At 72.6% G+C, this 26242-nt stretch carries 21 protein-coding genes; 11 read left to right on the forward strand and 10 right to left on the reverse strand.

Going from position 1 to position 26242, the window contains the following annotated elements; all coding sequences use genetic code 11:
* The first annotated feature begins 45 nt into the window (after positions 1-45).
* Complete coding sequence (locus tag NVV95_RS16905) at positions 46-1617, forward strand: acyl-CoA carboxylase subunit beta (RefSeq protein ID WP_259487751.1); 1572 nt, start codon at positions 46-48, stop codon at positions 1615-1617.
* Complete coding sequence (locus NVV95_RS16910; protein WP_259487728.1) at positions 1614-3299, forward strand: M1 family metallopeptidase; 1686 nt, start codon at positions 1614-1616, stop codon at positions 3297-3299. Before NVV95_RS16905 ends, NVV95_RS16910 begins: the two co-directional genes overlap by 4 nt.
* Before the next feature lie 27 nt (positions 3300-3326).
* On the opposite strand, the gene NVV95_RS16915 is transcribed toward NVV95_RS16910, so the two are convergent.
* Positions 3327-5849, reverse strand: coding sequence for a phosphatidylglycerol lysyltransferase domain-containing protein (locus tag NVV95_RS16915; RefSeq protein WP_259487729.1), 2523 nt, complete (start codon positions 5847-5849; stop codon positions 3327-3329).
* 50 nt (positions 5850-5899) lie between these two features.
* Between NVV95_RS16915 and NVV95_RS16920 the strand changes: the two genes are divergently transcribed.
* A complete protein-coding gene (locus tag NVV95_RS16920) occupies positions 5900-6136 on the forward strand; it encodes an acyl-CoA carboxylase epsilon subunit (protein WP_259487730.1) in 237 nt (78 codons plus the stop codon).
* A gap of 321 nt (positions 6137-6457) precedes the next feature.
* Here the strand turns inward: NVV95_RS16920 and NVV95_RS16925 are convergent, their stop codons facing one another.
* From NVV95_RS16925 to NVV95_RS16940, 4 genes are all read right to left on the reverse strand, one after another.
* Entirely contained in the window at positions 6458-7477 is a 1020-nt protein-coding gene (locus NVV95_RS16925; protein WP_259487731.1) for a DUF8320 family protein, read from the reverse strand.
* Complete coding sequence (locus tag NVV95_RS16930) at positions 7474-8679, reverse strand: sensor histidine kinase (RefSeq protein ID WP_259487732.1); 1206 nt, start codon at positions 8677-8679, stop codon at positions 7474-7476. The genes NVV95_RS16925 and NVV95_RS16930 overlap by 4 nt, the downstream gene beginning before the upstream one ends.
* Positions 8669-9316 carry a response regulator transcription factor gene (locus NVV95_RS16935; RefSeq protein ID WP_259487752.1) on the reverse strand — a complete coding sequence of 216 codons (648 nt, stop codon included), beginning with the start codon at positions 9314-9316 and terminating at the stop codon, positions 8669-8671. Before NVV95_RS16935 ends, NVV95_RS16930 begins: the two co-directional genes overlap by 11 nt.
* 120 nt (positions 9317-9436) lie before the next feature.
* Positions 9437-10819, reverse strand: a complete 1383-nt coding sequence (locus tag NVV95_RS16940; RefSeq protein WP_408611209.1) for a class I SAM-dependent RNA methyltransferase — start codon at positions 10817-10819, stop codon at positions 9437-9439.
* A gap of 81 nt (positions 10820-10900) precedes the next feature.
* On the opposite strand from NVV95_RS16940, the gene NVV95_RS16945 reads away from it, so the two are divergent.
* The 3 genes from NVV95_RS16945 to NVV95_RS16955 all read left to right on the forward strand — a co-directional run bounded on the left by NVV95_RS16945 (position 10901) and on the right by NVV95_RS16955 (position 15065).
* The gene (locus tag NVV95_RS16945) at positions 10901-11605 is read left to right on the forward strand and encodes a Maf family protein (RefSeq protein ID WP_259487734.1); all 705 of its coding nucleotides are present in this window, start codon (positions 10901-10903) and stop codon (positions 11603-11605) included.
* Between the two features lie 92 nt (positions 11606-11697).
* Entirely contained in the window at positions 11698-13482 is a 1785-nt protein-coding gene (locus tag NVV95_RS16950; RefSeq protein WP_259487735.1) for an acetyl/propionyl/methylcrotonyl-CoA carboxylase subunit alpha, read from the forward strand.
* On the forward strand, positions 13479-15065 hold the full coding sequence (locus NVV95_RS16955; RefSeq protein ID WP_259487736.1) for a Gfo/Idh/MocA family oxidoreductase: 1587 nt from the start codon (positions 13479-13481) through the stop codon (positions 15063-15065). Before NVV95_RS16950 ends, NVV95_RS16955 begins: the two co-directional genes overlap by 4 nt.
* A 131-nt stretch (positions 15066-15196) precedes the next feature.
* On the opposite strand, the gene NVV95_RS16960 is transcribed toward NVV95_RS16955, so the two are convergent.
* Positions 15197-16630, reverse strand: a complete 1434-nt coding sequence (locus tag NVV95_RS16960; protein WP_259487737.1) for an NAD(P)H-quinone dehydrogenase — start codon at positions 16628-16630, stop codon at positions 15197-15199.
* Between the two features lie 85 nt (positions 16631-16715).
* Between NVV95_RS16960 and NVV95_RS16965 the strand changes: the two genes are divergently transcribed.
* The 3 genes from NVV95_RS16965 (at position 16716) to poxB (ending at position 21254) form a co-directional block, all read left to right on the forward strand.
* Positions 16716-17549: a purine-nucleoside phosphorylase gene (locus NVV95_RS16965; protein WP_259487738.1), complete on the forward strand. Its 834-nt coding sequence runs from the start codon at positions 16716-16718 to the stop codon at positions 17547-17549.
* Positions 17550-17617: 68 nt separating this feature from the next.
* Positions 17618-19351 (forward strand): phospho-sugar mutase, encoded by a 1734-nt coding sequence (locus tag NVV95_RS16970; protein ID WP_375163857.1) that lies wholly within the window; start codon positions 17618-17620, stop codon positions 19349-19351.
* Between the two features lie 163 nt (positions 19352-19514).
* Positions 19515-21254 carry a ubiquinone-dependent pyruvate dehydrogenase gene (poxB, locus tag NVV95_RS16975; protein ID WP_259487739.1) on the forward strand — a complete coding sequence of 580 codons (1740 nt, stop codon included), beginning with the start codon at positions 19515-19517 and terminating at the stop codon, positions 21252-21254.
* Positions 21255-21370: 116 nt separating this feature from the next.
* On the opposite strand, the gene NVV95_RS16980 is transcribed toward poxB, so the two are convergent.
* Both NVV95_RS16980 and NVV95_RS16985 read right to left on the reverse strand, forming a co-directional pair.
* Positions 21371-21643, reverse strand: a complete 273-nt coding sequence (locus NVV95_RS16980; RefSeq protein ID WP_259487740.1) for a PTS sugar transporter subunit IIB — start codon at positions 21641-21643, stop codon at positions 21371-21373.
* A gap of 4 nt (positions 21644-21647) precedes the next feature.
* Complete coding sequence (locus NVV95_RS16985; protein WP_259487741.1) at positions 21648-22124, reverse strand: PTS sugar transporter subunit IIA; 477 nt, start codon at positions 22122-22124, stop codon at positions 21648-21650.
* 117 nt (positions 22125-22241) lie between these two features.
* Here NVV95_RS16985 and NVV95_RS16990 point away from each other — a divergent pair, with 117 nt between their 5' ends.
* Complete coding sequence (locus NVV95_RS16990) at positions 22242-22649, forward strand: VOC family protein (protein ID WP_259487742.1); 408 nt, start codon at positions 22242-22244, stop codon at positions 22647-22649.
* A 60-nt stretch (positions 22650-22709) separates the two neighbouring features.
* Here the strand turns inward: NVV95_RS16990 and NVV95_RS16995 are convergent, their stop codons facing one another.
* Positions 22710-23831, reverse strand: a complete 1122-nt coding sequence (locus tag NVV95_RS16995) for an adenosine deaminase (RefSeq protein WP_259487743.1) — start codon at positions 23829-23831, stop codon at positions 22710-22712.
* A 131-nt stretch (positions 23832-23962) separates the two neighbouring features.
* Here NVV95_RS16995 and NVV95_RS17000 point away from each other — a divergent pair, with 131 nt between their 5' ends.
* Entirely contained in the window at positions 23963-25321 is a 1359-nt protein-coding gene (locus NVV95_RS17000) for a hypothetical protein (protein ID WP_259487744.1), read from the forward strand.
* Between the two features lie 94 nt (positions 25322-25415).
* Here NVV95_RS17000 and NVV95_RS17005 read toward each other — a convergent pair whose 3' ends face one another.
* Complete coding sequence (locus NVV95_RS17005) at positions 25416-26240, reverse strand: IclR family transcriptional regulator (RefSeq protein ID WP_259487745.1); 825 nt, start codon at positions 26238-26240, stop codon at positions 25416-25418.
* Positions 26241-26242: the final 2 nt, after the last annotated feature.

Raw genomic sequence — 26242 nt, forward strand, 5'->3', positions numbered from 1 at the left:
GGTAGAGTGAACCGCGTGAGTGAAGACGTGACGACGCAGCCCGATATGTACACCACGGCGGGCAAGCTGGCCGACCTGAAGAACCGCTATCACGAGGCCGTGACGGCGAGCGGCGAGGCGGCCATCGAGAAGCAGCACAAGCGTGGCAAGAAGACGGCCCGCGAGCGCATCGAGCAGCTGCTCGACCACGGCTCCTTCGTCGAGATCGACGAGTTCGTGCGTCACCGCACACACGCCTTCGGCATGGAGAAGTCCCGCCCCTACGGCGACGCGGTCGTCACCGGCACGGGCACGATCCACGGCCGCCAGGTGGCGGTCTACGCCCAGGACTTCACGATCTTCGGCGGCTCGCTCGGCGAGGTGGCCGGCGAGAAGATCATCAAGGTGATGGATCTCGCCCTGAAGACCGGCGTGCCGATCATCGGCATGCTCGACTCGGGCGGCGCGCGCATCCAGGAAGGTGTCGTCGCGCTCGGCAAGTACGGCGAGATCTTCCGCCGCAACACGGCGGCGTCGGGCGTCATCCCGCAGATCTCGATCGTGATGGGCCCGGCGGCGGGCGGCGCGGTCTACTCCCCCGCCCTCACCGACTTCGTGATCATGGTCGACAAGACCAGCCAGATGTTCGTCACCGGCCCCGACGTGATCAAGACGGTCACGGGCGAAGACGTCGGCATGGAGGAGCTCGGCGGCGCGCTCACCCACAACAGCATCTCGGGCGTCTCGCACTACCTCGCGAGCGACGAGGACGACGCGCTCGACTACGCCCGCGCCCTGCTCAGCTACCTGCCCGACAACAACCTGGCCGAGCTGCCGGTCTACGACAGCCAGGTCGAGCTCGAGATCACGGATGCGGACCGGAAGCTCAACACGGTCATCCCCGACTCGCCGAACCAGCCCTACGACGTGCACACCGTCATCGAGCACCTGGTCGACGACGGTGAGTTCCTCGAGACGCAGCCGCTGTACGCACCCAACATCGTGGTGGGCTTCGCCCGCATCGAGGGCCGCTCGGTCGGCATCGTGGCCAATCAGCCGAACTCGATGGCCGGCACGCTCAACATCGAGGCCGGTGAGAAGGCCTCGCGCTTCGTGCGGTTCTGCGACGCGTTCTCCATCCCGATCCTGACGCTGGTCGACGTGCCCGGGTACCTGCCGGGCACCGACCAGGAGTGGACCGGGGTCATCCGGCGCGGCGCGAAGCTGCTCTACGCCTACGCCGAGGCCACCGTGCCGCTCGTCACGGTCATCCTCCGCAAGGCCTACGGCGGCGCGTACATCGTGATGGGCTCGAAGCAGCTCGGCGCCGACATCAACCTCGCCTGGCCGACGGCCGAGATCGCCGTCATGGGCGGTCAGGGTGCGGTGAACATCCTGTACCGCGGTGAGATCAAGCGGGCCGAGGAGGCCGGCGAGGACGTGGCCGCCGTGCGCACGAAGCTCGCGAACGAGTACACCTACAACGTGGCGTCGCCGTTCCTCGCGGCCGAGCGCGGCGAGCTCGACGGCGTGATCGAGCCGGCCGCCACCCGCGTCTCGGTGATCAAGGCGCTGCGGGCGCTGAAGACGAAGCGGGCCTCGCTGCCGCCGAAGAAGCACGGCAACATCCCGCTGTGACCCGGCGCGGGCCGATCGTGGTCGTCAGCTCGGCGGTGGTCGGCTCGGTGCTGCGCGGCAGGGTGCCGGTCGGCTCGGTGCTGCTGGGCTCCGTGCTGCTCGGCTCCGTGCTGCTCGGCTCCGTGCTGCTCGCCGGCTGCGTCGCCGGGCCCGCCGAGCCCGACCCGGGCGACGGATTCTCGGCCGGCGCCGAGGGCATCGGCGACCCCTACTTCCCGCTCGACGGCAACGGCGGCTACGACGTCGCCCGCTACGACCTCGACCTCGCCTACGAGCCCCGGAGCGGGGAGCTGTCGGGCTCGGCCACCATCACCGCGACCGCGACCCAGGACCTCTCGGCGTTCGACCTCGACCTCGACGACCTCGAGGTGCGCGAGGTCACGGTCGACGGCGTCGACGCCGCGTTCACGAGGCGCAGCACCGAGATCAGCGCCCTCACCGGGCAGCCGCTCGAGCCCGGCAGCGACGACCCGGTGACCACCCCGCCGCGCTCGGAGCTGACGGTGACCCCCGCCGCGGGGCTGCCCGCGGGCGCGAGCTTCGAGGTGGGCATCCGCTATGCCGGCGTGCCCGAGACGATCGACGACGGCTACGGCGAGGCGGGTGTCTTCACGACCGGCACTGGCGCGGGCCGCGAGCTCCTGGTCGCCGGGCAGCCGCGCTCGGCCGCGACCTGGTTCCCGGTGAACGACCACCCCTCCGACAAGGCGGCCTTCGCCCTGCGCATCACGGTGCCCGAGGGCCTCACGGCGGTCTCGAACGGCCGCCTCGTCGGCACCGAGACGAGCCCCGGCCACTCCCGCTGGACCTGGCGGCTCGACGAGCCGATGGCCCCCTACCTCGCCACCCTGGCGATCGGCGACTTCGTGCTCACCACGGCGACCGTCGACGGCGTCGACTACTGGAACGCCGTCGACCGCGACCTCTTCGACCGCCCGCTCCCCACCGACCCGACTGACGCCGGCACCGCAGCCGCCCCCGGCAGCGACACTGGCACCGCCACCGACTCCGCCACGCCCCCCGCCCTCACCTACGGCGCCGTCGCCACCGCCCAGTTCGCCCGCCAACCCGAGATCGTCGCCTTCCTCGCCGACCGTTTCGGCCCCTACCCCTTCGCCCAGGCCGGAGGCATCGCCGCCGACCAGCCCGACCTCGACTTCGCCCTCGAGACCCAGACCCGCCCGGTCTACCCCATTTGGGCCTGGGAGGACCCCGACGACCTCGGCCTCGTCGTGCACGAGTACGCCCACCAGTGGTTCGGCGACAGCGTGACCATCGACCGCTGGAGCGACCTCTGGCTGAACGAGAGCTTCGCCACCTACGCCGAGTGGCTCTGGGCCGAGCACACGGGCGGTCCGACCCCGGCGATGCAGGCGGATGCTCTCGCCGACCGCCCGGCCGACGACCCGTTCTGGTCGCTGACGGTGTCCGACCCGGGCCCGGCCGGGCTCTTCGACGACGCGGTCTACGAGCGCGGGGCCATGACGCTCCAGGCGCTGCGCGAGCGGGTGGGCGACGAGACGTTCTTCGCGATCGCGCGCGGCTGGGCATCCGCCAATGCCGGAGGCACCGTCACCACGGCTGACTTCGTCGCCTACGCCGAGGGGGTCTCGGGCGAGGACCTCGACGACCTCTTCGAGCAGTGGATCGAGACCCCCGAGAAGCCCGCCGCGAGCGACTAGCCGCGCCCTACGACTAGCCGCGCCCCGCTAGCGCCGAGGCACCAGCGTGCGCACCAGCGCCACCGTCTCCTTGGCGCTCATCGACGGCAGGTAGGCCCGCCCGATGGCCCCGCCGATCGACGGCAGCCCGAGCGGATCGGGGTAGGCCATGTAGATGGTCGAGTACGTCGGGTTGAACTTGGCCTTGAACTTGAACAGCGACGAGAAGCCGTAGGCCGGCTCGAGAGTGCGGGCGAGGAAGTCGCTCAGCTCGGTCATCACGGTCGGAGCCGGAGCCTCGGCCCCCTTCGGCACCGGGGCCTGGGCGAGCGGCGCCCCCGACAGCGAGAGCACCTCCACCCCGAGCTCCTTCATGTGCAGGGCCGCCGAGGCGATCAGGAACTCCATGGTGCCGCCCATGGACTCGTCGGCGCGGCGCATGAAGTCGAGGGTGTAGCCGACGGCCCGGCCGTCGCGGTACACCGGCAGCCAGCTGGTGACCGCGGCGATGCGCCCGTCGGAGTCGAGCGCGAGCATCAGGGCCACGTCCGGGTCCTTGATCTCCTCGAGCGCGCCGAGCGTGAAGCCCATCTCGGGCAGCTCCTTCTCCGAGACCCAGGCCTCCGAGATGGCGTTGATCTGCGAGACGTAGCTGCGGCTGAGCTCGTCGTAGGTGGTCCACAGCGTCGTCATGCCCTCGCGGGTGCCGCGATTGAGCGAGGAGCGCACGTTCTGCCAGGCCTTGCCGGTCATCTCGAGCGTCTGGGGATGCATCAGCGTCTCCTCGCCGACCGACATGTGCTGCCACTCCAGCTCGTCGAACGCCGGCAGGAACTGCTCGTGCACGCTGTAGAACACCGGGGTCCAGCTGCGGGAGTCGCAGAACGCGACGAACTCCCGCACCACCTCGCGCTCGGTGCCGGGCAGGCACACCGGGTCGCTCATCGTGATGGCCACGTCGTTGATCACGCGGTACGCGACGGCGGCGTCGCCCGCGGCGTTGAACCAGTACACGTTGCCCGGCCAGGTCGTCATCCAGCCGAGCGTCCCGCCGCCCCCGCGGCGCAGCAGCGCGCGGATGCGCTGGTGGTCGCCCACGTTCACCCGCTGCTCGGTCGACGCGATCAGCCGGAACGAGGCGATGGTGAACACGGCCCAGAACACCGGCCCGATCCACTGGAAGACGAACGAGGCGATACCCGCCGACGGCACGAGCACGTCGCCCGTCACTCCCACGAGGGTGACCGGCAGGAACCGCCGGGGCAGGTCGAACCAGAGGTCGACCACGGTCGTGTCGTTCGGCGTGAAGGAGCCGAGGCTGAGGCCGCCCACCACGAGGTAGACGGCGGCGAGCACGATCCAGCTGCCGGCCACCACGACGCCGAAGCGGATCAGCGCCTCGCGCGGCGCCTTGAGCGCGAAGCGTCGGCGGTTGACGAACAGCAGCACCGCGACCGCCAGCGGCACGGCGATGGTCGACCCGCCCCAGACGATGTACTCGCCCACGTCGATGGCCTGCAGCGGGGTGTCGTCGGTGGCCGCGTTCTGGCCGCCGGCGAGGGTCAGGATGAGGCCGAGGAAGACGAAGGCCAGCACGATCATGGCCAGGTTCGTCACGATGCCGAGCCAGAGCGCGAAGCGCCGGCCCTTGCGGAGCCCCCAGGCCGACACCAGCAGCAGCGCCAGCGGCACGAAGGTCTGCACGATCGGCCCGAGGCCGCCCAAGGCGGCGAGCCGCTTCACGTCGTCGCAGACGTCGGCGTTCGCGGTCGAGCAGAAGTCGTCAATGCCCGACGCCGTGGGGAAGATGTCGCCGTAGAAGCTGCCGGCGAGACCGAACGCCCCGCTGCCGTTGGGGTCGAGCCACGACACGAGTGGCCCGACGGCGGTGATCAGCACGACGGCCGCGATCAGCACCCGCACCTCGCCGAAGGAGCTCTTCAGCCACACCACCCGCCGGGTGCGGCCCGACACGTAGTGGCCGATCACGAGCCCGGCGATACCGGCGATCAGGCGGTACACCGTGGAGGTGTCGCCGACGTAGAGCGCGAACATCACGAGGAACCCGATCGTCACGAGCCGCACCCGACGGCGCCAGAGCGGCCCCATCAGCGAGCTCGACGCCAGCAGCGCCCCGACGATCGGGGTCAGCGGGTCGATCGTCAGGTCGTAGCTGGTGCCGTCGGCCCACCACTCGCCGGCGAGCGAGCCCACCCACTGCAGCAGCACCCCCAGCGAGACGCCGACCAGGCCGGTGACGAGGAAGACGAGCACGAGCCGGCGCGAGCCGAGCAGGCGCTCGGCCACGCCGAGCAGCGTCAGCGAGGCGAGGATGCCGGCGACGAGCTGGAACTGATCCCACGGGATGAACAGCGCGGTGGCGATGGTCCACCAGTGGCCCATGTCGATCACCGTCGTGACTCCGGCCGCCCACGTGTTCTCGGTGACCTCGGACGGCGGTCCGAAGAAGGTGCCGGCGACGAGCGAGGTGACGAGGATCAGGACGGCGAACCCGATGCTCAGGGGGATCGTGGCGAGGTACCGCCCGAGGAAGGTGAGTGCCTTGCGCATCAGCGTCGACCGCCCTTTCGTGGTCCGGCTTCTAATGTAGCCTCGACGATGTGCACGAATCGACTGACATCGCGGCCTCGGAACCCCCCTTCCGGGTGGTGACCCGCGGGCTCACCGCCGGGGAGCTGGCCGCCGTGACCGTGGTGGTCGAGGCCGCCGTGCAGCAGGAGCTCGAGCAGCTGCAGTCCGAGCCCACGACCTCCACCACCGCCTGGCAGCGCAGTCAGCGGTCGCTCCGCACCCCGCTGCAGCCCGGCCCCGGGGTCTGGCGTTCGTTCTCCGCGTAGCAGTTCCGAGGAGCAGCTCCGCGTTAGCAGCTCCGCGAGCAGCTCCGCGTGACAGCCTGCACGCTGGTTGCGTGTTTCCTGAACGCACGGGCGAAAATGTCCTCCGAAATGACGACTGTGCGGGCATCCGCGACTCGACATGATTGCTAGTGCTAGGTGAGGCTCTTCGGAGCAGCACCGCGCCGGATGCGGGTCGACTAGGGTAAGCGGGCTCGCATTCCGGGGGCGAGTCAGGGCGGTATTCGGGTTATCGTCCTGACTCGAAATCTCGACCGGGGGCCGACACATCGGCCCCCGGTTCTTTTTTCACGCGCCGCGCTCCTAGTCGTCGGACGGACTGCGCGGCACCTCCAGGAACAGCTCCAGCGTCGGCTCCTCGTCGACGGTGCCCGCAGCCTCCTCGAGGTCGCGCAGCCCCACGATCGTCACGGCCACCTCGCCGTCCGGTCGCGCCGTCCGCACCACCAGCCGGTCGGCGGTGCTGTCGCCGATCTGCTGCGCGATCACCGCGGTCACCCGGGCGTGCTGGTGGCGGTCGAGGTCGTCGATGCCCCCGTCGTCGAGCAGGGTCACCTCGACGCCGCGACGGCGGGCCTCGAGCACCTCCAGCCGCACCCGGTCGTCGAGCAGGCGCCGCCCGCGGATCTCGTCGCGCATCGCCGCCTCGAGGTGCAGGCACTCCTCCCGCTCCTCGGGTGTGAGCCGCCCCTCGGCGGCGATCACCGCACGCAGCATGGGTGCGACCACCCGGTCCATCTGGCCGAGCCGCACGCGCCGTTCGAAGAACTCCGCCTCCTCCTGCGCCTCCCACTCGGCGGCGCGCTGCTCGGCGAGCTCGAACAGCCGGGCGTCCCGGGTCGCCCGCACGATCGCCATGGTCGCGGCCTGGCCGATGCCCACCCAGATCGGTCCGCCGATCACGCCCAGCTCGGGCAGCTGCAGCGGGTCGCGCGTCCAGACCAGGATGCCGATCACCATCACCGCGATGCCCGTCCAGGCGAACAGGGCGCGCTGCCGCACCACCGTGATGGTCATCAACGTGCCGATCGCGCCGATGATCCAGGTGGCGTAGCCGTTCTCCTCGGCGGGATCGAGCTGGGGCAGCACCAGGATGAGGGAGGTCGCCGAGACGGCCACGTTCCCTGCGGCGATGCCCACGGGCATCCGGATCGACCGCATCGAGAACAGGCTGAGCGCGGTCGCGGCCGCGTAGAGCACCATCGCGACGACCCCCGGCCAGGGGTTCGTGGGCACGTCGAGGGCCGAGACGCCGAGCACCAGGTGGAAGGTCGAGAAGATGGCGGCGAGGCCGACGAGCAGCAGCCGTGGGACGGCGATCACGCGAGCGCCTCCTCGGCCGGCACCGCGCCCGGCGCCCACTCGAGCACGACCACCGTGCCCTCGCCGGGGGTCGACCGCACCGTGGCCGACCCGCCCACGGCGTCGACCCGCTCGCGGATCGACACCCGGAGCCCCAGCCGGTCGGCGGGCACCTCGTCGGCGACGAAGCCGAGCCCGTCGTCGCTGATCACCACGCTGAAACCGGATGCCCCCCAGCAATGCACCCGCACGCTGCGGGTCACGCCCTGATCGCCCGCGTGCCGCACGCTGTTCGACACCGCCTGCACCGCGGCGCTGTAGATGCCCTCGAGCACGCGCGCCGGAACGAGCTGCGCGGTGTCGCCCTCGGAGTGGAAGGAGACCTCGGCCGTGATGGTGCCGGCGAGGGCGCGAAGCCGGTCGACGAGACTGCCGAGCGGGCGGTCGCCGCCGAGCTCCGACTCGGCGTCGGCGCTCTGCAGCGCCACCAGCGCCTGCTCGGCCATGGCGACCACGCGGCGCCGGTCGTCGGCACCCTCGGCCCGGGACGCCGCGAGCAGGGTCGACAGCACCCGGTCGTGCACGACCGTGTCGACCCGGGTGCGCTCCTGCTCGGTGGCGTGCCGCTTCGCCGCTTCGGCGTACCGCCGCACCGCGGTGCGCTGGGCCTCGTCGACCCCGTCGGCGGCAGAGCGCAGCCCGGTGTTGACGATCACGAGGAAGGCGCCGAGCACCAGCGAGTACACCGTGTCGAGCAGCGCGATCAGCACGGGCGCCCCGCCCCCGGCCGGCAGCAGCCGCAGGGCGAAGAACAACCCGGGCACCGCGATGGCGTAGACCACCGCCCACGGGGTGGGCAGCGCGTTGGCGGCCGCGCCCACGGCCACGATGAGGATGTAGTAGAGCCAGGGCTGGGTTCCCAGGGCGAGCTCCGGGCTCCGCACGGCCAGTGGCCAGAGCAGCAGGGCGAGGGCGAACGCCCCGGCGAACAGCGTCATGCTCACCCGGATGCCGCGGCCGATCAGCGAGGTCACGAAGCAGACGGCGATCAGCCCGAACAGCACCACGGCGACGCCGCGGCCCCACTCCGGCTTGAGCGTCGACGCCGAACCGGCCAGCACCGGGATCGACAGGAGAGCGAAGGCGAAGCCGAACAGCCCCTGCAGGCGCGAGAGCACCAGGTCGATGCGCGCCCGGCTGAGCGGCACGGTGCTAGCCGACATGCCCGTTGTCGTCGAGGGCCAGGATGCCGTCCTCCACCGCCCGCCGCAGCAGCTCCACCTTCGACCGCGCGGGCCGGCCGACCTCGACGTACTTCGCGCGCACGCGGTCGAGGTACTCCTTGGCGGTGGAGACCTTGATGTTCAGCTTCAGCGCCACCTGCGACAGCGGCAGCCCCGAGGCGTAGAGGTGCAGCACGTCGCGCTCGCGCTGGGCGAGCTGCGCCCGGCCGAACTCCGGGTCGGCGTCGATCGCGCTCGCCCACTCGAGGTTGTTCAGCACGTCGCCGCGCGCGACGGCGGCGATCGAGGCCATCACGGTCTTGGTGGCGGCCGACTTCGGGATGACGCCGGCGGCTCCGGCGGCGAGCGCCTCCCGCACGAGCCCCACCCGGTCGGCGATGGAGTGCACGAGCACCGAGGCGCCCATCGAGCGGGCGTGCTGCACGTTCTCGGTGACCGAGAAGCCGTCACCGAGACTGAGGTCGAGCACCACCACGTCGCACTCGGCACCGGCGAGGTCGACCCAGAGCTCGCTCACCGAGGCGCTGGCGGCGACGACCTCGAAGCCCGCCTCCTGGCAGGCGGCCCGGATGCCCAACCGCACCGACTCGTGGTCGTCGACGATCGCGACGCGCACGCGGGGAGCGGCGGCTGCCGGGGCGTCGCTGCCCGCATCCGTCGTGGTCGGCTCGTTCTCGTCGTGCACGGTCACCCCTCGCGAAGACTGTCCCCATCCTACGGCGGGGCGCGGCCCGTCCTAGGAGCGGACGAGCACGCCCACCGTCTCGAGGTGGTGCGTGTGCGGGAACAGGTCGAAGGCGCGCACCCGGTCGAGCTCGTAGCCGGCCTCGCCGAAGAAGGCGACGTCACGGGCGAAGGCCACCGGGTCGCAGGCGACGTAGACGACCTGCGCGACCTGCAGCCGCGTCAGCGCGCCCACGACCTCCTTGCCGGCGCCGGATCGCGGCGGGTCGATCACCATGGTGGCCGCGGCGAGCCGCCGGCGGTCCTCGGCCGAGGCGTCGCGCTCCAGCTCGGCGAGGTAGCGGTCGACGCGGCCGGTCACGGCCCGGGCGCCGATCCACTCCGCGAGGTTCTCGGCGGCGTGGTCGGTGGCGGTCGACTCGCTCTCGACGCTCGTGATGCGGGTGGCCTGGCCGAAGCGGTCGGCGAAGGCGGCGGCGAGCAGCCCCACGCCGCCGTAGAGGTCGTGGTTGGCGGCGCGCGGGTCGACGAGGTCCTCCCGGGTCAGCTCCTGGACCGCGGTGGTGAGCATTTCGGCGGCCGAACGGTGCACCTGCCAGAAGCCGTTCTCGGCCAGCCGGAACTCGCGGTCGCCGACGCGCTCGACGATGGTCGCGGGCTTCTCGACGCTCGTGCCGCCCGGTGCGCCGGTCTGCGCGCCCCGGCCGTCTCCGGATGCGCGGCCCCCGCCGCGCCCACCGCGACCGCCACCGTTCCGCCCGCCCGGGCGCACTCCGCGGCGGCCGCCCGACTTCGAGACCTCCTCGGCGACGAGCGACACGCGCAGCTCGCCGTCGGCGGTCTCCACGAGGTCGACCGCGGCGGCGCCCTGCCCGTCCGACCGGAGGGCTCCGGCCACGGCGCGGGCCTCGGCCTCGATGGCCTCGGTGGCGAGCGGCAGGGTCTCGACGGGCACCACCGTGTGCGAACGGGCGGCGTACGGCCCGATCCGGCCACCGCGACCGACGTGCAGGCGCACCCGGCTGCGCCAGCGGGTGCCGTCGGCCTCGCCCGGAACGGCTTCCACCTCGACGGCGCGGTCGATCCGGCCGAAGCGCGACAGCGCATCGGTGAGCACCTGGCCCTTGAGCGCGCGCTGGCGCTCGAGGGCGATGTGCCCGAACTCGGCGCCGCCGGCTCGCGCGGAGGGGTCGCGCTCGAGGGCCGCCGCCGGCCAGATGTGCGGCACCCGGTCGGGCGAGGCCTCGAGCACCTCGACGGTGTCGGCGCGCCAGAACGACGACTTGGCGTCGACGACCCGGGCGAGCACCCGCTCCCCGGGCACGGCGTCGGCCACGAAGACCACGCGGCCCTCGTGCCGGGCGACGAAGACCCCGCCGTGGGCTACATTGTCGATGGTCAGCTCGAGGAGCTCGCTGTCGGTGTCAGGCATCATCCGAGCATCCCACAGCTGCCTGTCGACCACGTGCGAACACCCGCGCGACCACCCGCGATCGCTGAGCGGAAGGGATGCCCGATGCGGCTCTACCTGGCCTCCACCTCACCGGCCCGACTGGCCCTGCTGCGCCAGATCGGCATCGAGCCGGTCGTGCTCCCGTCGGAGGTCGACGAGGACGCTGCGGTCGACGCCGAGAACGCCGCGCGCCTGGCCGGCGGGCGCGCACCGCTGACGACCACCGAGCTGGTGCAGCTGCTCGCCGAGGCCAAGGCCGAGGCGGTCGTCTCGGCACTGGCGACCCTGCCCCTGGAGGCGCTGCCGGACGGCGAGCCGGTCGACGGCTTCGTGCTGGGCGGCGACTCGGCGTTCGAGCTCGACGGGGTCGCCCACGGCAAGCCCCACCGGCCCGAGGTGGCGCGCGAGCGCTGGCTGGCGCAGCGCGGTCGCACCGGGGTGCTGCACTCGGGCCACTGGCTCGTCGACCACCGGGGCGGTCGGCGGCAGGGGGCGGCCGGGCGCACCGACCAGGCCGAGCTGACCTTCGCCGACGACATCTCCGACGCCGAGATCGACGCCTACGTGGCCTCGGGCGAGCCGCTGCTGGTCGCCGGGGCGTTCACCATCGACGGGCTGGCGGCTCCGTTCATCCGCTCGATCACCGGAGCGCCGTCGGCGGTGATCGGCTTGTCGCTGCCGGTGCTGCGCGATCTGCTCGGCGGGTTCGGGGTGTCGTGGACGGAGCTCTGGGAGCCCGGTTCCGGCGAGCATCCGTCGTCGCCCTAGCCCGGCTTTGTAGGGTCGGCACCTGCCCACCCGGGCATTTTTGTGCGCACATGCCAAATCGGCGATGTGCGGCGGCAATAAGCTAGGTCACTATGCCCCGTATCTCCAAGGTCCTGATCGCCAACCGAGGCGAAATCGCGGTCCGTGTCATCCGGGCCGCCCGAGACAGCGGAATCGGCTCCGTGGCGGTCTACGCCGATCAGGATCGCGACGCCCTGCACGTGCAGCTCGCCGACGAGGCCTACGCGCTCGACGGCACCACCAGCGCCGAGACGTACCTCGTGATCGACAAGATCCTCTCGGTGGCCCGCCGCTCGGGCGCCGACGCCGTGCACCCGGGCTACGGGTTCCTCGCCGAGAACGCCGACTTCGCCCGCGCCGTCATCGATGCCGGCCTGATCTGGGTCGGCCCCTCGCCCGAGGCCATCGAGAAGCTCGGCGACAAGGTCTCGGCCCGGCACGTCGCCGAGAAGGTGGGTGCCCCGCTCGCTCCCGGCACCATCGACCCGGTCACCGGCGCCGAGGAGGTGCTCGACTTCGTGGCCGAGCATGGCCTCCCGGTCGCCATCAAGGCGGCCTTCGGCGGCGGCGGTCGCGGCCTCAAGGTCGCGCGCACCGTCGAGGAGGTGCCCGAGATGTTCGACTCGGCCACCCGCGAGGCCATCGCCGCCTTCGGCCGAGGCGAGTGCTTCGTCGAGAAGTACCTCGACCAGCCCCGGCACGTCGAGACCCAGTGCCTCGCCGACGCCCACGGCAACGTCGTCGTGGTGTCCACCCGCGACTGCTCGCTGCAGCGCCGGCACCAGAAGCTCGTCGAGGAGGCCCCTGCGCCGTTCCTCACCGAGGAGCAGAACGCGCTGCTCTACAGCGCGTCGAAGGCCATCCTGAAGGAGGTCGGCTACCTCGGTGCCGGCACCTGCGAGTTCCTCGTCGGGCGCGACGGCACCGTCTCGTTCCTCGAGGTCAACACGCGCCTGCAGGTCGAGCACCCCGTCTCCGAGGAGGTCACGGGCATCGACCTGGTGCGCGAGCAGTTCCGCCTGGCCGAGGGCGGCGTGCTCGACTACGACGACCCGGCACCGCACGGCCACTCCTTCGAGTTCCGCATCAACGGGGAGGACCCGGGGCGCTCGTTCCTGCCCTCCCCCGGCCCCGTTCACGTCTTCAAGCCCGCCGGCGGCCCCGGCGTGCGCGTCGACTCGGGCGTGCAGGCCGGCGACGTCATCTCGGGCTCGTTCGACTCGCTGCTCGCCAAGCTCATCGTCACCGGCTCCAGCCGGGAGGACGCGCTGGAGCGCGCCCGCCGCGCCCTCGACGAGTTCGAGGTCGCCGGGCTGCCCACCGTGCTGCCGTTCCACCGCGACGTCGTCCGCAACGACGCCTTCGCCCCCGCGGCGGGCGAACCCTTCTCGATCTACACACGCTGGATCGAGACCGACTACGTCAACCCCGCCGAGCCCTGGAGCGGCTCGCTCGAAGACGCCCCCGTGCCCGCCGAGCGCCGCACGGTGATCGTCGAGGTCGACGGCAAGCGTGTCGAGGTCGCCCTGCCCGCCACGCTCGTCTCGGCCGGCGCGCGCGCCGGCGCCGGAGCCTCGCGCACCGCGGGCGCCCCGCCCCGCCGCCGCGGTGCCGCCGTCGGAGGCGTGTCCTCGGCCACCGGCGACTCGGTGAAGGCCCCGATGCAGGCCACGGTCGTCAAGATCGCGGTCGCCGACGGCGACACCGTCGTCAAGGGCGACCTGGTGCTCGTGCTCGAGGCCATGAAGATGGAGCAGCCGATCACCGCCCACAAAGACGGCACGGTCACGAACATCGCGGCCACCGTCGGGGCCACGGTCTCCTCGGGCCACGTGCTGCTCGACATCTCGGCATGACGGTGGCCGCGTCCGCGGCCGCGTCGGCGTCCGCTGACGCCGGTCGCGAACCCGTGATCGGCGTCGTCGGGGCGGGTTTCCACGCGACCACGAACATCCTCCCGGCGCTCGGTCTGGCCGGGGTGCCGATCGCGGCGCTGGCCACCCGCTCGACGGAGCGGTCACGGGCCGCCCTCGCACGCGTCGGGTCGAGCGGTGCGGCGTACGACTCGGTCGAGGCGCTGCTCGCGCATCCGGGGCTCGACGGCGTGATCGTCGTGGCCCAGCCCGGCGACCAGCTCGCGATCGCGCAGCGGGCGGTCGCGGCCGGTGTCCCCGTCTTCGTCGACAAGCCGCTCGGCCTCACCGCCGCCGAGGCGCGCACCGTCGCCCGGGCGGCCGACGAGGCGGGGGCGGGGGTGCAGCTCGGCTTCATGAAGCGGCACGCGCCGGTGTACCGGCAGCTGCGCGCCCTGCTCGAGAACGGCTCTCTCGGCACGGTGCGCTCGTTCTCGGTGCAGTTCGGCTGCGACTCGACGCCGTTCTGCCGCACCGAGGCCGAGTTCGTCACGCTCGCGGCCATCCACCTGATCGATCTCGCGCGGTTCCTGTTCGGCGAGGTCGCCACCGTGCACGCGGTGAACAGCGGCTCGGGCGCGCACGTCGCCCTGTCGGTCACGCTCGGCTTCGCCTCGGACGTCGCCGGAACGCTCGAGCTCACCGGCCTGCCGAGCCGCGCGAACGAAGTCGAGAGCGTGCGCGTGCTGGGCGACGCGGGCTTCGCCGAGACGACGGATGCCCACACCCTCCGCCTGCACCGCACCGCCGCCGCGCCGGCCGACCTCCTCCCCGCTGCCGGCCGTGCCCCCGGCGCGCCCGCCGCGGCCGCCACCCCCGGTGCCGCATTCGCCGACCCCGCCGCCACCGGTGCCGCGCTCGCGCCCGCCGGGCCCGCGTGGGGCACCCTCGCGCAGGCCGACGTCATGCTGCACCCCGCCGAGAGCGCGATGTCCGGCGTCGGCCGCGACCTCCACCTCCGCGGCTTCGTGGGCGAGCTCCGCGCCTTCGCCGACGCGGTCGCCGCCGGCACCCTCTCCCCCGACGGCGCCTGGGACAACGTCGCCACCATGGACCTCTGCGACCGCATCCTCGCCTCCGCCGCCGCGAACCGCGCCGCGACCGTCACCCGCGACGACGCCGCCGGGCTCGAGCCGCTCGTCTTCGGCGAGCCGGGCCCCTTCCGCGACGAGATGGTGGCACGCATCCGCTCGGGCCGCAAGACGGGCAGCAGCACCCTCGCCGCCGCCTACGCGATGACGGGAACCCCCGTGCCGCACGTCGGCGAGCGCCGCGCGCTGCTCGACTCTGCCGGCCGCCCGGCCGCGGTGGTCGAGTACCTCGAGGTCGCGCCGACCACGCTCGCCACCGTCACCTCCGAGCTGGCGCTGCACGAGTCGCCCTCCGTCGAGGCGTGGCGAGACGTGCACCGCGCCTACTTCGAGACGCTCACCGCCGAGCTGCGCTCCCACCTCGGCGACCCCGCCTGGATGCTCACCGACGACACCCCCGTCATCGCCACCGTCTTCCGCGCGACCCCGCTCTAGCGGAGCGCCGGGGCACACGCGCCGGGGCACACGCGACGGTGCCCTCGCGACGGCGCCCCCGCACGGCACCCGCTGCGCAGCATCGCCGACGACGCACCGGTCCGCGGCCCGCGACCCGGGACCCGGGCGCCCTACAGCACGATGTGCATGGCCCGCGCCGCATCCGAGATCGACCCCGACAGCGACGGGTACACGGTGAACGCCCTCGACACCTGGTCGACCGTCAGCCGGTGCTCGACCGCGAGCGCGATCGGGAAGATCAGCTCGGACGCGTTCGGCGCCACCACGACCCCGCCGATCACCGTGCCCGACCCGGTGCGGGCGAACAGCTTCACGAAGCCGTCCTTGATGCCCATCATCTTCGCGCGCGGGTTCGACGACAGCGGCAGCTTGTAGATGTCGCCCTGGGCGATGCCCTCCTCGATCTGCCGCTGGGTCCAGCCCACGGTGGCGATCTGCGGCTGGGTGAAGATGTTCGACGCCACGTTCCGCAGCTCGGTCGGGTTCACGGCGTCGCCCATGGCGTGGAAGAGCGCCGTGCGCCCCTGCATCGACGCCACCGACGCCAGCGGCAGGAACGTCGTGCAATCGCCCGCGGCGTAGATGTTCGGCGCGCTAGTGCGGGCCACCCGGTTCACCCGGATGTGCCCCGACTCCGACAGCTGCACCCCCGCCTCCTCGAGGCCGATGCCCTTGGTGTTCGGAATGGAGCCCACCGCCATCAGGCAGTGCGACCCCTCGACGGTGCGTCCGTCGCTGAGCGTCGCCACGACGCCGTCGGCCGTGCGCTCGACTTTGTCGGCCCGCGACTTCGACAGCACGGTCATGCCGTTGCGCTTGAAGACGTTCTCGATCACGGCGGCGGCGTCGGCGTCCTCGCCGGGCAGCACCTGGTCGCGGCTCGAGATCAGCGTCACCTTCGAGCCGAGGGCGGTGTAGGCCGAGGCGAACTCCGCTCCGGTCACACCCGATCCGACGACGATGAGGTGCTCGGGCACCGCCTGCAGGCTGTAGAGCTGCGTCCAGGTGAAGATGCGCTCCCCGTCGGGTACGGCGGTGGGCAGGATGCGCGGGCTGGCGCCGACCGAGACGACGATCGTGTCGGCGTCGATGTGGTCGAAGTCGGTGCCGCCCGACACCGCGGTCGAGACGATCACCGAGCTCGGCCCGTCGAGCCGGCCGTGGCCGCTCACGATGGTGACGCCGGCCCGCACGAGGCTCGCCCGCATGTCTTCGGACTGCTGGCGCGCGAGCCCGAGCAGCCGCTTGTTCACCTGGGCGAGGTTCACCGCCACCTCGGGCCGCACCGGGCGACCGGCGTCGTTGCGCGAGAAGAACTGCACCCCGAGGTCGGCGGCCTCGCCGATGCCGTTCGTGGCCTCGGCCACCGCGATCAGGGTCTTCGAGGGCACGACGTCGGTGATGACGGCCGAGCCGCCCACCCCCACCTGCTCGACGAGGGTCACCTCCGCCCCGAGCTGCGCTCCGGCGATCGCCGCCTCGTACCCCCCGGGGCCCCCGCCCACGACGACGACCCTCTGCTTGCGCTCGAACTCATTGCCCATGCGGCCATTCTCCCCGCTCGGCCGACCCCCGCCAAACCAACTCTCGGCCTGCCGAACGCACGGCCGGGGCCAATAGAGTGGTCGAATGTCCTCTCCGACTCCGAATCCCCTCGACCTGCCCGACGCCGACCCGTTCGAGGTGGCCCGCGACGCGGCCGCACAGATCGCCGAGCTCACCGGGGTGCCGTCGCACGACGTGGCGCTCATCCTGGGCAGCGGCTGGGGCAAGGCCGCCGACCTGATCGGCGAGACGGTCGCCAGCGTCCCGGCCACCGACGTCGTCGGGTTCGGGATGCCCGCGGTGCCCGGTCACGTCGGCACGCTTCGCTCCGTTCGCCTGCCGAACGGCAAGCACGCCCTCGTCATCGGCGCGCGCACCCACTACTACGAGGGCCACGGCGTGCGCCGCGTGGTGCACAGCGTGCGCACCGCCGCCGCGACCGGGGCGAAGACGATGGTGCTCACCAACGGCGCCGGAGGGATCAAGGAGACGTGGACCCCCGGCACCCCGGTGCTGATCAGCGACCACATCAACCTCACCGCCGACTCCCCGCTGGAGGGGGCGACCTTCATCGACCTCACCGACCTCTACTCCAGCCGCCTCCGCGAGGTGGCCCGCGGGGTCGACTCGACGCTCGACGACGGCGTCTACGTGCAGTTCCGAGGGCCGCACTACGAGACCCCGGCCGAGGTGCAGATGGCCAAGGCCATCGGCGGCCACATCGTCGGCATGTCGACGGCGCTCGAGGCGATCGCGGCTCGCGAGGCCGGCATGGAGATCATCGGGTTCTCGCTCATCACCAACCTGGCCGCGGGCATCCAGAAGACCCCGCTCAGCCACGCCGAGGTGATCGAGGCCGGCAAGAACGCCGAGGCCGCCATCGGCGACCTGCTCGCCCGGGTGGTCACCGCGCTGTGACCGACGAGCACCACGAGCACCACCTGCCCGGCACCGACGACCGCGGCACCGACGCGAACGGCACCGACCTGAGCGGCACCGACGAGAACGGCAGCGACGAGCTGAACGAGGTCGAGCGCTTCGTCGAGCAGGCTGTGGCCTGGCTGAACCAGGATCCCGACCCCGAGACCCACCACGAGCTGCACATGCTGCTGCGCCGGGTCGGAGCCAACGACACCGACGCGGTCGCCGACCTGCGCTCGCGCTTCGGCTCCCGGCTCGCGTTCGGCACGGCCGGCCTCCGCGGAGAGATCGCGGCCGGCCCCAACCGCATGAACCGGGTGCTCGTGGGACAGGCGGCCGCCGGTCTCGCCGCGTTCCTCCTCGAGCGCGCGCATCCGGGAACCACCCCCTCGATCGTGATCGGCTACGACGGCCGCACCAAGTCGCAGGTCTTCGCCCAGGACACCGCCGAGATCATGGCCGGCGCCGGCGTGCGCGCGGTGCTGCTGCCGCGCCTGCTGCCCACCCCGCTCGTCGCCTTCGCGGTGCGCGAGCTCGGCGTGTCGGCCGGGGTGATGGTGACGGCCTCGCACAACCCGCCGCGCGACAACGGCTACAAGGTCTACCTCGGCGGCGACGACCAGGGCTCCCAGATCGTGCCGCCCGCCGACGGCGAGATCGCGGCGCAGATCGACCGTGTCGCGGCCACGCTGAGCGTGCTCGAGCTGCCGCGCTCGACCGACTACGAGATCGCCGACGAGTCGCTGATCGAGCGCTACGTCGAGGCCACCGCCGAGGTCGCCGGAGGCCGGGCCGAACGGGCTCCGCTCTCCGTGGTCTACACGGCCATGCACGGTGTGGGCTGGGAGACGTTCTCGCGGGTGCTCGACGCGGCGGGCTTCCCACGGCCGACGCTCGTCGAGCCCCAGATCGCACCGGATGCCGCGTTCCCCACGGTCGCGTTCCCCAACCCCGAGGAGCCCGGCGCCCTCGACCTGGCGTTCGAACGCGCGCGTGAGGTCGGTGCCGACCTCGTCGTCGCGAACGACCCGGATGCCGACCGTCTCGCGATCGCCATCCCCGACCCCTCCTCGACCGACGGCTACCGCTCCCTCACCGGCAACGAGGTCGGGATGCTGCTCGGTTGGCGCGCCGCGGAGGCCGCCACGACCGACGCCGCTGCAGCCGACGCCGCGCCCGCCCTCGCCTGCTCCATCGTCTCCTCCCCCGCCCTGGGCGCCGTGGCGCGCGCCCACGGCCTCCGCTTCGCCGAGACCCTCACCGGCTTCAAGTGGGTCTCCCGCACCCCGGGCCTCGTCTTCGGCTACGAGGAGGCCCTCGGCTACCTCGTCAACCCCGGCACCGTGCGCGACAAAGACGGGATCTCGGCCGCGATCGCCTTCCTCGACCTCGCGACCGCACTGGCCGCCACCGGCCGCACGATAGCCGACCGCCTCGACGAGTTCAGCGAGCGCTTCGGCCACTACGGCTCCGCGCAGATCTCGCTCCGGGTCACCGAGCTGTCGCAGATCGAGCGCGTGATGCAGCGCCTTCGCGCCGACCCGCCGAGCGACATCGGGGGCCTGCCCGTGCGCGCCGTCGACGACCTCGCCCGGGGCGGCGACGGTGTCCCGCCGAGCGATGTGCTGCGCGTCCACCTCGACGGCGCCCGCGTGATGGTGCGGCCGAGCGGCACCGAGCCCAAGCTGAAGATCTACCTCGACGCCTGGAGCGACACCGGCAGCGTGCCCGAGCGGCGCGACGCCGTCGTCGAGCTCCTGCAGCGCCTCGAGGGCGGGATGCGCGACCGCATCTCCTGACGCGGGCGGCGCCTCGCCCGCGCGAGCGCCCGGCGCGGGCCGCGGCCTCGCCCGCGGGAGTGCCCGGCGCGAGCCGCGGCCTCGCCCGCGGGAGCGCCGCCGCCACCCCGTCGTCCGTCATCCGTCGCATGCGCCACGCAGCCTCGGGACGTAGGTTCGAAGCATGACCACCATCGCGGACACCATCGTCGAGATCATCCAGGACGCCGGAGTGGAGCGCGTCTACGGCCTCCCCGGCGACTCGCTGAACGGCTTCACCGACGCCATCCGCCGCACGAAGGGCGACGTGGCCTGGGCGCACGTGCGCCACGAGGAGGCCGCCGCCTTCGCCGCCGCGGCCGAGGCCGCCCTCACCGGTGAGCTCACGGTCTGCGCCGGCAGCTGCGGCCCCGGCAACCTGCACCTGATCAACGGACTCTACGACGCCAACCGCAGCCGCGTGCCCGTGCTCGCCATCGCGGCCCACATCCCCGCGAGCGAGATCGGCACGGGCTACTTCCAGGAGACCCACCCGCAGGAGCTCTTCCGCGAGTGCAGCGTCTACACCGAGCTGGTCAGCGTTCCCGAGCAGCTCCCCCGCGTGCTCGAGATCGCGATGCGCACGGCCATCGAGAAGCGCGGCGTCGCGGTCGTCGTCATCCCGGGCGAGATCTTCCTGCAGGCCAGCGGCGGGCGCCCCAAGTCGGCCCCCATCGTACGCGCGGCCACGGTCGCGCGACCGGCCGACTCCGAGCTCGAGAAGGCCGCCGCCATCCTGAACGGCGCGAAGAAGGTCACGATCCTCGGCGGTGCAGGCACTCAGGGCGCGCACGACGAGGTCGTGGCCCTCGCCGAGCGGCTGAAGGCGCCGATCGTGCACGCGCTGCGCGGCAAGGAGTTCCTCGAGTACGACAACCCCTACGACGTCGGCATGACCGGCCTGCTGGGCTTCGCCTCGGGCTACCGCGCCATGGAGGACTGCGACGCCCTGCTCATGCTCGGCACCGACTTCCCCTACCCGCAGTTCTTCCCGTCGAAGGCGACGATCATCCAGCTCGACCTCCGCGGCGAGCAGCTCGGCAAGCGCACACCGATCGACCTCGGGCTGGTGGGCGACGTCGGCGACACCGCGCGCGCCCTGCTCCCGCTCCTCGCCGCGGACGCGCACTCCCGCCACCACCTCGACTCCTCGATCGCCCACTACGCGAAGAGCCGCAAGGGTCTCGACGAGCTCGCCGACAACGACCGCAACCGCACCCCCGTGCATCCGCAGTACGTCGCACGGCTCGTCAGCGAGCTCGCCACCGATGACGCGGTCTTCATCCCCGACGTCGGGTCGCCCGTGGTCTGGGCCGCCCGGTACCTGAGGATGAACGGCCTGCGCCGCCTGATCGGCTCGTTCAGCCACGGCACCATGGCGAATGCGCTGCCCCACGCCATCGGTGCCCAGTCGGCGTTCCCCGACCGCCAGGTCATCGCGCTCTCGGGCGACGGCGGCCTCGCGATGCTCTTCGGCGAGCTGCTCACGGTGCGTCAGAGCAGGCTGCCGGTGAAGATCGTCGTCTTCAACAACTCCTCGCTGAACTTCGTCGAGGTCGAGATGAAGGCCGCCGGCTTCGTCAACTACGGCACCGAGCTCGACAACCCCGACTTCGCCGCCGTCGCCGCCTCCCTCGGCATCTTCAGCCGCCGGGTCGAGCAGCCCGACGACCTCGAGGGCGCCCTGCGCGAGGCGTTCGCGCACGACGGCCCCGCGCTCGTCGACGTCGTGACCGCCCGTCAGGAGCTGTCCATCCCACCGACCATCTCGGTCGAGCAGGCCAAGGGCTTCGGCCTCTACGCGATCCGCACCATCATGTCGGGTCGCGGCGACGAGCTGATCGACCTGGCCGACACCAACGTCTTCCGCCGCCTGTTCAGCTGAGCAGCGGATGCGCGGCGGCACGCCCCCGCCGCGCATCCGCCGCCCAGCCGCCCTGTGGGCGAGGTCGCCCGCCCCGCCGTGGGCGAGGGTCGCTCGGCCGCCCCTGAGGGCGAGGGTCAGCCGACCGCGACCTCGAGCTTCGCCGTGATCTCGTCGAGGTCGAAGTAGTTCTCGATCACCACGACGTCGGCGTTCGTGCGCCCGATGGCCGACACCAGCTCGGGCGACGTCAGGATGACCTGCGCATCGGCGGCGGCCACCCCCACCCCCGCCACGTCGGACGCCGACACCTCCGCCTCGATGTCGAGGCGCTCGAGGGCTCGGACGGCGTTCACGCGCAGGATCTCGGAGGTGCCGATGCCCGCCCCGCAGAGGGCGACGATCTTCACGGCCTCAGCCTAGGTCAGGGTGCGAGGCCGCCGCGAGCAGCCGGCGCACCTCGTCGGTGTCGCGGGCCGCGGCGAGCGCCGGGATGACGCTCTCGTCGTTGAACAGATTCGCGAGCGCCGCCACCGACGCCACGTGCTGGTCGGCCTCGGTCGCCGCGATGCCGATCACCACCGACACCGGGTCGTTGTAGGCGTGCCCGAAGCTCACCGGCTCGTCGAGGGTGACGATGACGAGCCCGGGGCCGTGCACGTCGGGCCCCGGCCGCGCGTGCGCCATCGCGAGCCCCGGCGCGATCACGATGTAGGGGCCGTACTCCTCGATCATCGCGATCATCCGCTCCCCGTAGGAGGCGTCGGCCGCGCCGCTCGCGGTGAGCGCCTCGGCGGCCCGCCGCACCGCCGCCCGCCAGTCGGGAGCGCCCCGGTGGAGGGCGATCGCCGCATCCGGCAGCTGGTCGAGCGGGGGCATCTGGTACGTCATCGCCCGCCCATTCTCGCAGTCACGGCCCCACCCAACCGGAGAGTTCCCTGCGACCACCCCGCGCGCCCCCTGACCGCACCCTTGACGCCACCCGTCCACCCGAGCAGAATCGCGCCCATGATCGACAACTGGAAGATCGAACTCGTCTTCATCCCCGTCACCGACGTCGACCGCGCCAAGGCGTTCTACGTCGACCAGGTCGGCTTCCACGCCGACCACGACGCCAGCCCCACGCCCGACATCCGCTTCGTGCAGCTCACCCCGCCGGGCTCGGCCTGCTCCATCGCGTTCGGCACCGGCATCGGCGAGATGGCGCCGGGCACCCAGAAGGGCGTGCAGATCGTGGTTCCGGATGCCGCCGCCGCCCGCGCGCACCTCGTCGAGAACGGCGTCACCTGCTCCGAGGTGGTCGACGAGGGCTGGGGCCTGTTCGTCTACTTCGACGACCCCGACGGCAACGGCTGGGCGCTGCAGCAGCTCCCCGCCTACGCCGCCGGGGCCGCCGCCGCGTCAGCGACCGCGTAGCCGCCGAGGCGGGCACCGCGTAGCCGCCGCGGCCGCTTGGCCACCGGGCCGGCCGGCCTCCTAGAGCGCCTCGAACCCGTCCGAGATCGCGTCGGCGAGGTCCTCGCGGTCCTCCACCGGCAGGAACGTCGCCGCTGCCGCGTTCAGCTGGAACACCTCGTGATCGGCCAGTTCGTAGTCGAACGCATCGGTCAGCAGGGCCAGCTCGCGGCTGATCGACGTGTTGCTCATGAGCCGGTTGTCGGTGTTCACCGTCACCTGGAACCCGAGCTGGTAGAGCAGATCGAACGGGTGGTCGACGAGCTCGTCGCCCCACGCCGAGACCGCCCCGGTCTGCAGGTTCGACGAGGGCGAGAGCTCGAGCGTGATCTCGCGGTCCTTGACCCACTGCGCGAGCAGCCCGAGCGAGACGTAGGTCGCCTCGTCGTCCTGCCGCTCGGTCTCGATGTCCTCGGCGATCCGCACGCCGTGGCCGAGCCGCAGCGCGCGCCCGTCGAACAGGGCACCGCGGATGCTCTCCAGCCCGTCCCCTTCACCGGCGTGCACCGTGGTGGGGAAGTAGTTCTTCGCGAGGAAGTCGAACGCCGCGAGGTGCCTGCTCGCCGGGTACCCAGCCTCCGCCCCCGCGATGTCGAACCCCACGACGCCGTTCTCGCGGTGCCGCACGGCCAGCTCGGCGATCTCGAGCGAGCGGTCGGCGTGCCGCATCGCGGTCACGAGCTGCCCGACGCGGATGCTGCGCCCGCTCGCCCGCACGTCGTCGGTGCCGGTCTCGATGCCCTCCTGCACCGCCTCCACGACCTCGTCGAGGCTGAGGCCGCCGGTGAGGTGCTGTTCGGGCGCCCAGCGCACCTCGCCGTAGATCACGCCGTCGTCGGCGAGGTCGAGCACGTACTCGCGGGCCACGCGGACCAGGTTCTCGCGGCTCTGCATGACCGCGATCGTCAGGTCGAACGTGGCGAGGTAGGCGGGCAGCGAGCCGGAGTCAGCGCTGTCCTCGAACCAGTCGCCCAGCTCGACCGGGTCGGTCGACGGCAGCTCGAGGCCGATCCGCTTCGCCAGCTCGACGATCGTCTTGGGCCGGAGCCCCCCGTCGAGGTGGTCGTGCAGCGACACCTTCGGGAGCGAGTTGAAGCTGATGGTCGAACCGGGAACGAGGTATTCCTCCGTGGGGGTGCTCATCTCCCCAGCTTAGGGTTCCCGGCCCCGGGCGACCGGCCCGAATCGTTACCCGACGGCCGTCGAGCACCGGCTAGGCTCTGGTCGCCGGGTGACGCCACGGCGCCCCCTGCGACACCGGAAGCCCCGCCGCCATGACCCCTGAACCCCGCTACGGCGAGCGCGCCGCCGCCCCCTCCGCCGCCACGTCCGACGGCTCCCCCGCTGCCTCCGCCGCCACCACCCCCACCGCCACTTCCGCCGCCGCCGCCGAGCTGTTCAGTCCACCGCCGTTCCCCGAGCAGCCGCCGCTCCCCGCGCTGGCGCCGTCCCCGCGCCGCCGCCGGGTGCTCCGCGCCGTCGGTGTCGCGGCGGGGCTCGTCGGCCTCGTCGCCCTGCTCGTCGGCGGATTCTTCGGCTGGACGGTCGTCGCCGACCAGCGCCGCGCCGACGCCGCCGCGCTCCTGACCGATCGCCAGAGCGACGCCGTCGAGGCCCTCGGCGCCCTGACCGCCCGTACCCGCAGCTCCCAGGCCGAGGCCGACCGCGTACGAGAGGTCGTCGGCTCCGCCCCCTTCGCCGCCGACCCCGACCCGACGGCCGAGCCCCTCCGCACCGCGCTCGGCGCCCTCGACCTCGCGCTCTTCGAAGCCACAGAAGCCGCCGCAGCGCCCGCCCCGGCACCGACCGACGAGCCCTCCGCCACCGAGCCCGCCCCCGCGAATGCCCCCGGCCTCACCCTCCCCTGGGAGCTGACAGCCGAGGCCGACCAGCTCGAGGCGGATGCGCACCGCGCCGACACCGTCGCCACCACCCTCCTGGCGACCGCCGAGGCCACCGACGCCGCCGAGGAGGCCGTCGTCACCGCCGAAGCGACGTACTTCTCCTCCCTCGCGACCCGCGCGCAGTCCGAGATCGACACCAACACCCTGGCGAGCCGCAAGTCGCAGGTCGACCTCTCGTACCTCATCGACACCGCCGCCGACCCGGCCCTCGCCGACTACCGCGACGCCGAGTTCGTCGCCTCCCTCGACAGCGCGCGTCAAGCGCTCCGCGACTCGCAGGCCGTCGAGGCCGCCGAGGCGGACGACCCGGCCTTCGCCACCCGCCGCGAGATCGAGGCCTACGCCCGCTCCCTCAGCGCCGGGGTCGTGCTCGACTTCGTCTGGGCGCCCGAGGTGAACGGCCTCGGCGAGAACTGGCTGTCGGGCACCGCCGAGACCTACGACAGTGACGGCGGCTGGTCGATCATCAGCCTGAACTACACCGTCGAGGAGGCCTGGGCCGACGGCGACGAGAACGCCCGCGCGCTGGTGGCGCACGAGGTCGGCCACACGCAGGTCATCCGCGACGTCTGCGAACCGCTGTTCACCGGCCCCGTCTTCGCATCCGACCACGAGACCTGGGCCACCGCCTGGTCGATCGGCCTCGGCTTCGACCTGCCGGGCTCGGGCATCGAAGCCTACGGCCGCCCCACCGACGACCAGATCGCCACCGCCGCCGGCTGCCGCTGACCCCGGCTCCCGCCTCCCGCGTCGCGCCCAGCGCCTCGCGGTTCCCACGCCGCGCCTCGAGCCCGTCGGCCTGGCCACGCACCTCGCGCGGGCGCTACGACCCCAGGCTCGCCGAGATCTCGGCGGCAGCCCGCCCGGCAGCCTCCCGCACCCGCTCGGCCGACACGGCGCTGTAGCTCGTCGCCACGTACGGCACCGTCAGCGCCGCCACGGCCCGACCCGATGCCCCCAGCACGGGGAACACCACGTCCGTGATCGACGGCTGCACCGCATCCGCCCGCTCGAGAAACCCCCGCTCCCGGATGCCCGCCCCAACCTTCCCGTCATCAATGCCCTCTCCCCGCGCCACGTCCTCCCGCGCGTCACCAGAGCCCCCTGCCCGCGCCACATCCTCCCCCGCACCGCGATCGCCACCGTCACCGGCCGCCACCCCGCCGAACGCGCGCAGCACCGCCCCCGTCGCCGTCTCCTCCACCGAGAACGTCGCCCCCACCCGCACCCGGAACCCGAAGTCCCCCGGAGACTCCGCCTGCGCCACCACCCGCACCCGGTCCACGTCGAGCACGCTCAGGTTGCACGACTGCCCGGTCTCGTCTGCGAGCCGCCGCATCGGCGCCAGCGCGGCCGCGGTCAGCGCCCGCAGCGGCTCCTGCCGATGCGCCAGATCGAAGAGCCGGAGCGACAGCGAGTACAACCCCGTCTGCCGCTCCCGGAACAGATACCCCCGCCGCTCCAACGTCGTCAGCACCCGGAAGATCTGACTCGGCGACCGCTCCACGGCGCCCGCGATCTCGACCTGACTCATCCCGTCGCGCCGCCCCGCGAGCACCTCGAGGATGTCGAGCGCCTTGTCCAGCGCCGGCACCGCGTACTCGGGCCCCTTCGCCGAGGGTTCGGTGCCCGCGGACGCCCCCGTCACGG

The organism is Herbiconiux gentiana (assembly GCF_024978135.1).
Taxonomy (GTDB): domain Bacteria; phylum Actinomycetota; class Actinomycetes; order Actinomycetales; family Microbacteriaceae; genus Herbiconiux; species Herbiconiux gentiana.

What these genes read in the sequence shown, in the direction of transcription:
- NVV95_RS16905 (WP_259487751.1), top strand. Translation starts at nt 46, where the DNA reads ATGTACACCACGGCGGGCAAGCTGGCCGACCTGAAGAACCGCTATCAC.
- NVV95_RS16915 (WP_259487729.1), bottom strand. Translation starts at nt 5,849, where the DNA reads ATGCGCAAGGCACTCACCTTCCTCGGGCGGTACCTCGCCACGATCCCC.
- NVV95_RS16930 (WP_259487732.1), bottom strand. Translation starts at nt 8,679, where the DNA reads ATGTCGGCTAGCACCGTGCCGCTCAGCCGGGCGCGCATCGACCTGGTG.
- NVV95_RS16940 (WP_408611209.1), bottom strand. Translation starts at nt 10,819, where the DNA reads ATGATGCCTGACACCGACAGCGAGCTCCTCGAGCTGACCATCGACAAT.
- NVV95_RS16945 (WP_259487734.1), top strand. Translation starts at nt 10,901, where the DNA reads ATGCGGCTCTACCTGGCCTCCACCTCACCGGCCCGACTGGCCCTGCTG.
- NVV95_RS16950 (WP_259487735.1), top strand. Translation starts at nt 11,698, where the DNA reads ATGCCCCGTATCTCCAAGGTCCTGATCGCCAACCGAGGCGAAATCGCG.
- NVV95_RS16955 (WP_259487736.1), top strand. Translation starts at nt 13,479, where the DNA reads ATGACGGTGGCCGCGTCCGCGGCCGCGTCGGCGTCCGCTGACGCCGGT.
- NVV95_RS16960 (WP_259487737.1), bottom strand. Translation starts at nt 16,630, where the DNA reads ATGGGCAATGAGTTCGAGCGCAAGCAGAGGGTCGTCGTCGTGGGCGGG.
- NVV95_RS16965 (WP_259487738.1), top strand. Translation starts at nt 16,716, where the DNA reads ATGTCCTCTCCGACTCCGAATCCCCTCGACCTGCCCGACGCCGACCCG.
- poxB (WP_259487739.1), top strand. Translation starts at nt 19,515, where the DNA reads ATGACCACCATCGCGGACACCATCGTCGAGATCATCCAGGACGCCGGA.
- NVV95_RS16985 (WP_259487741.1), bottom strand. Translation starts at nt 22,124, where the DNA reads ATGACGTACCAGATGCCCCCGCTCGACCAGCTGCCGGATGCGGCGATC.
- NVV95_RS16990 (WP_259487742.1), top strand. Translation starts at nt 22,242, where the DNA reads ATGATCGACAACTGGAAGATCGAACTCGTCTTCATCCCCGTCACCGAC.
- NVV95_RS16995 (WP_259487743.1), bottom strand. Translation starts at nt 23,831, where the DNA reads ATGAGCACCCCCACGGAGGAATACCTCGTTCCCGGTTCGACCATCAGC.
- NVV95_RS17000 (WP_259487744.1), top strand. Translation starts at nt 23,963, where the DNA reads ATGACCCCTGAACCCCGCTACGGCGAGCGCGCCGCCGCCCCCTCCGCC.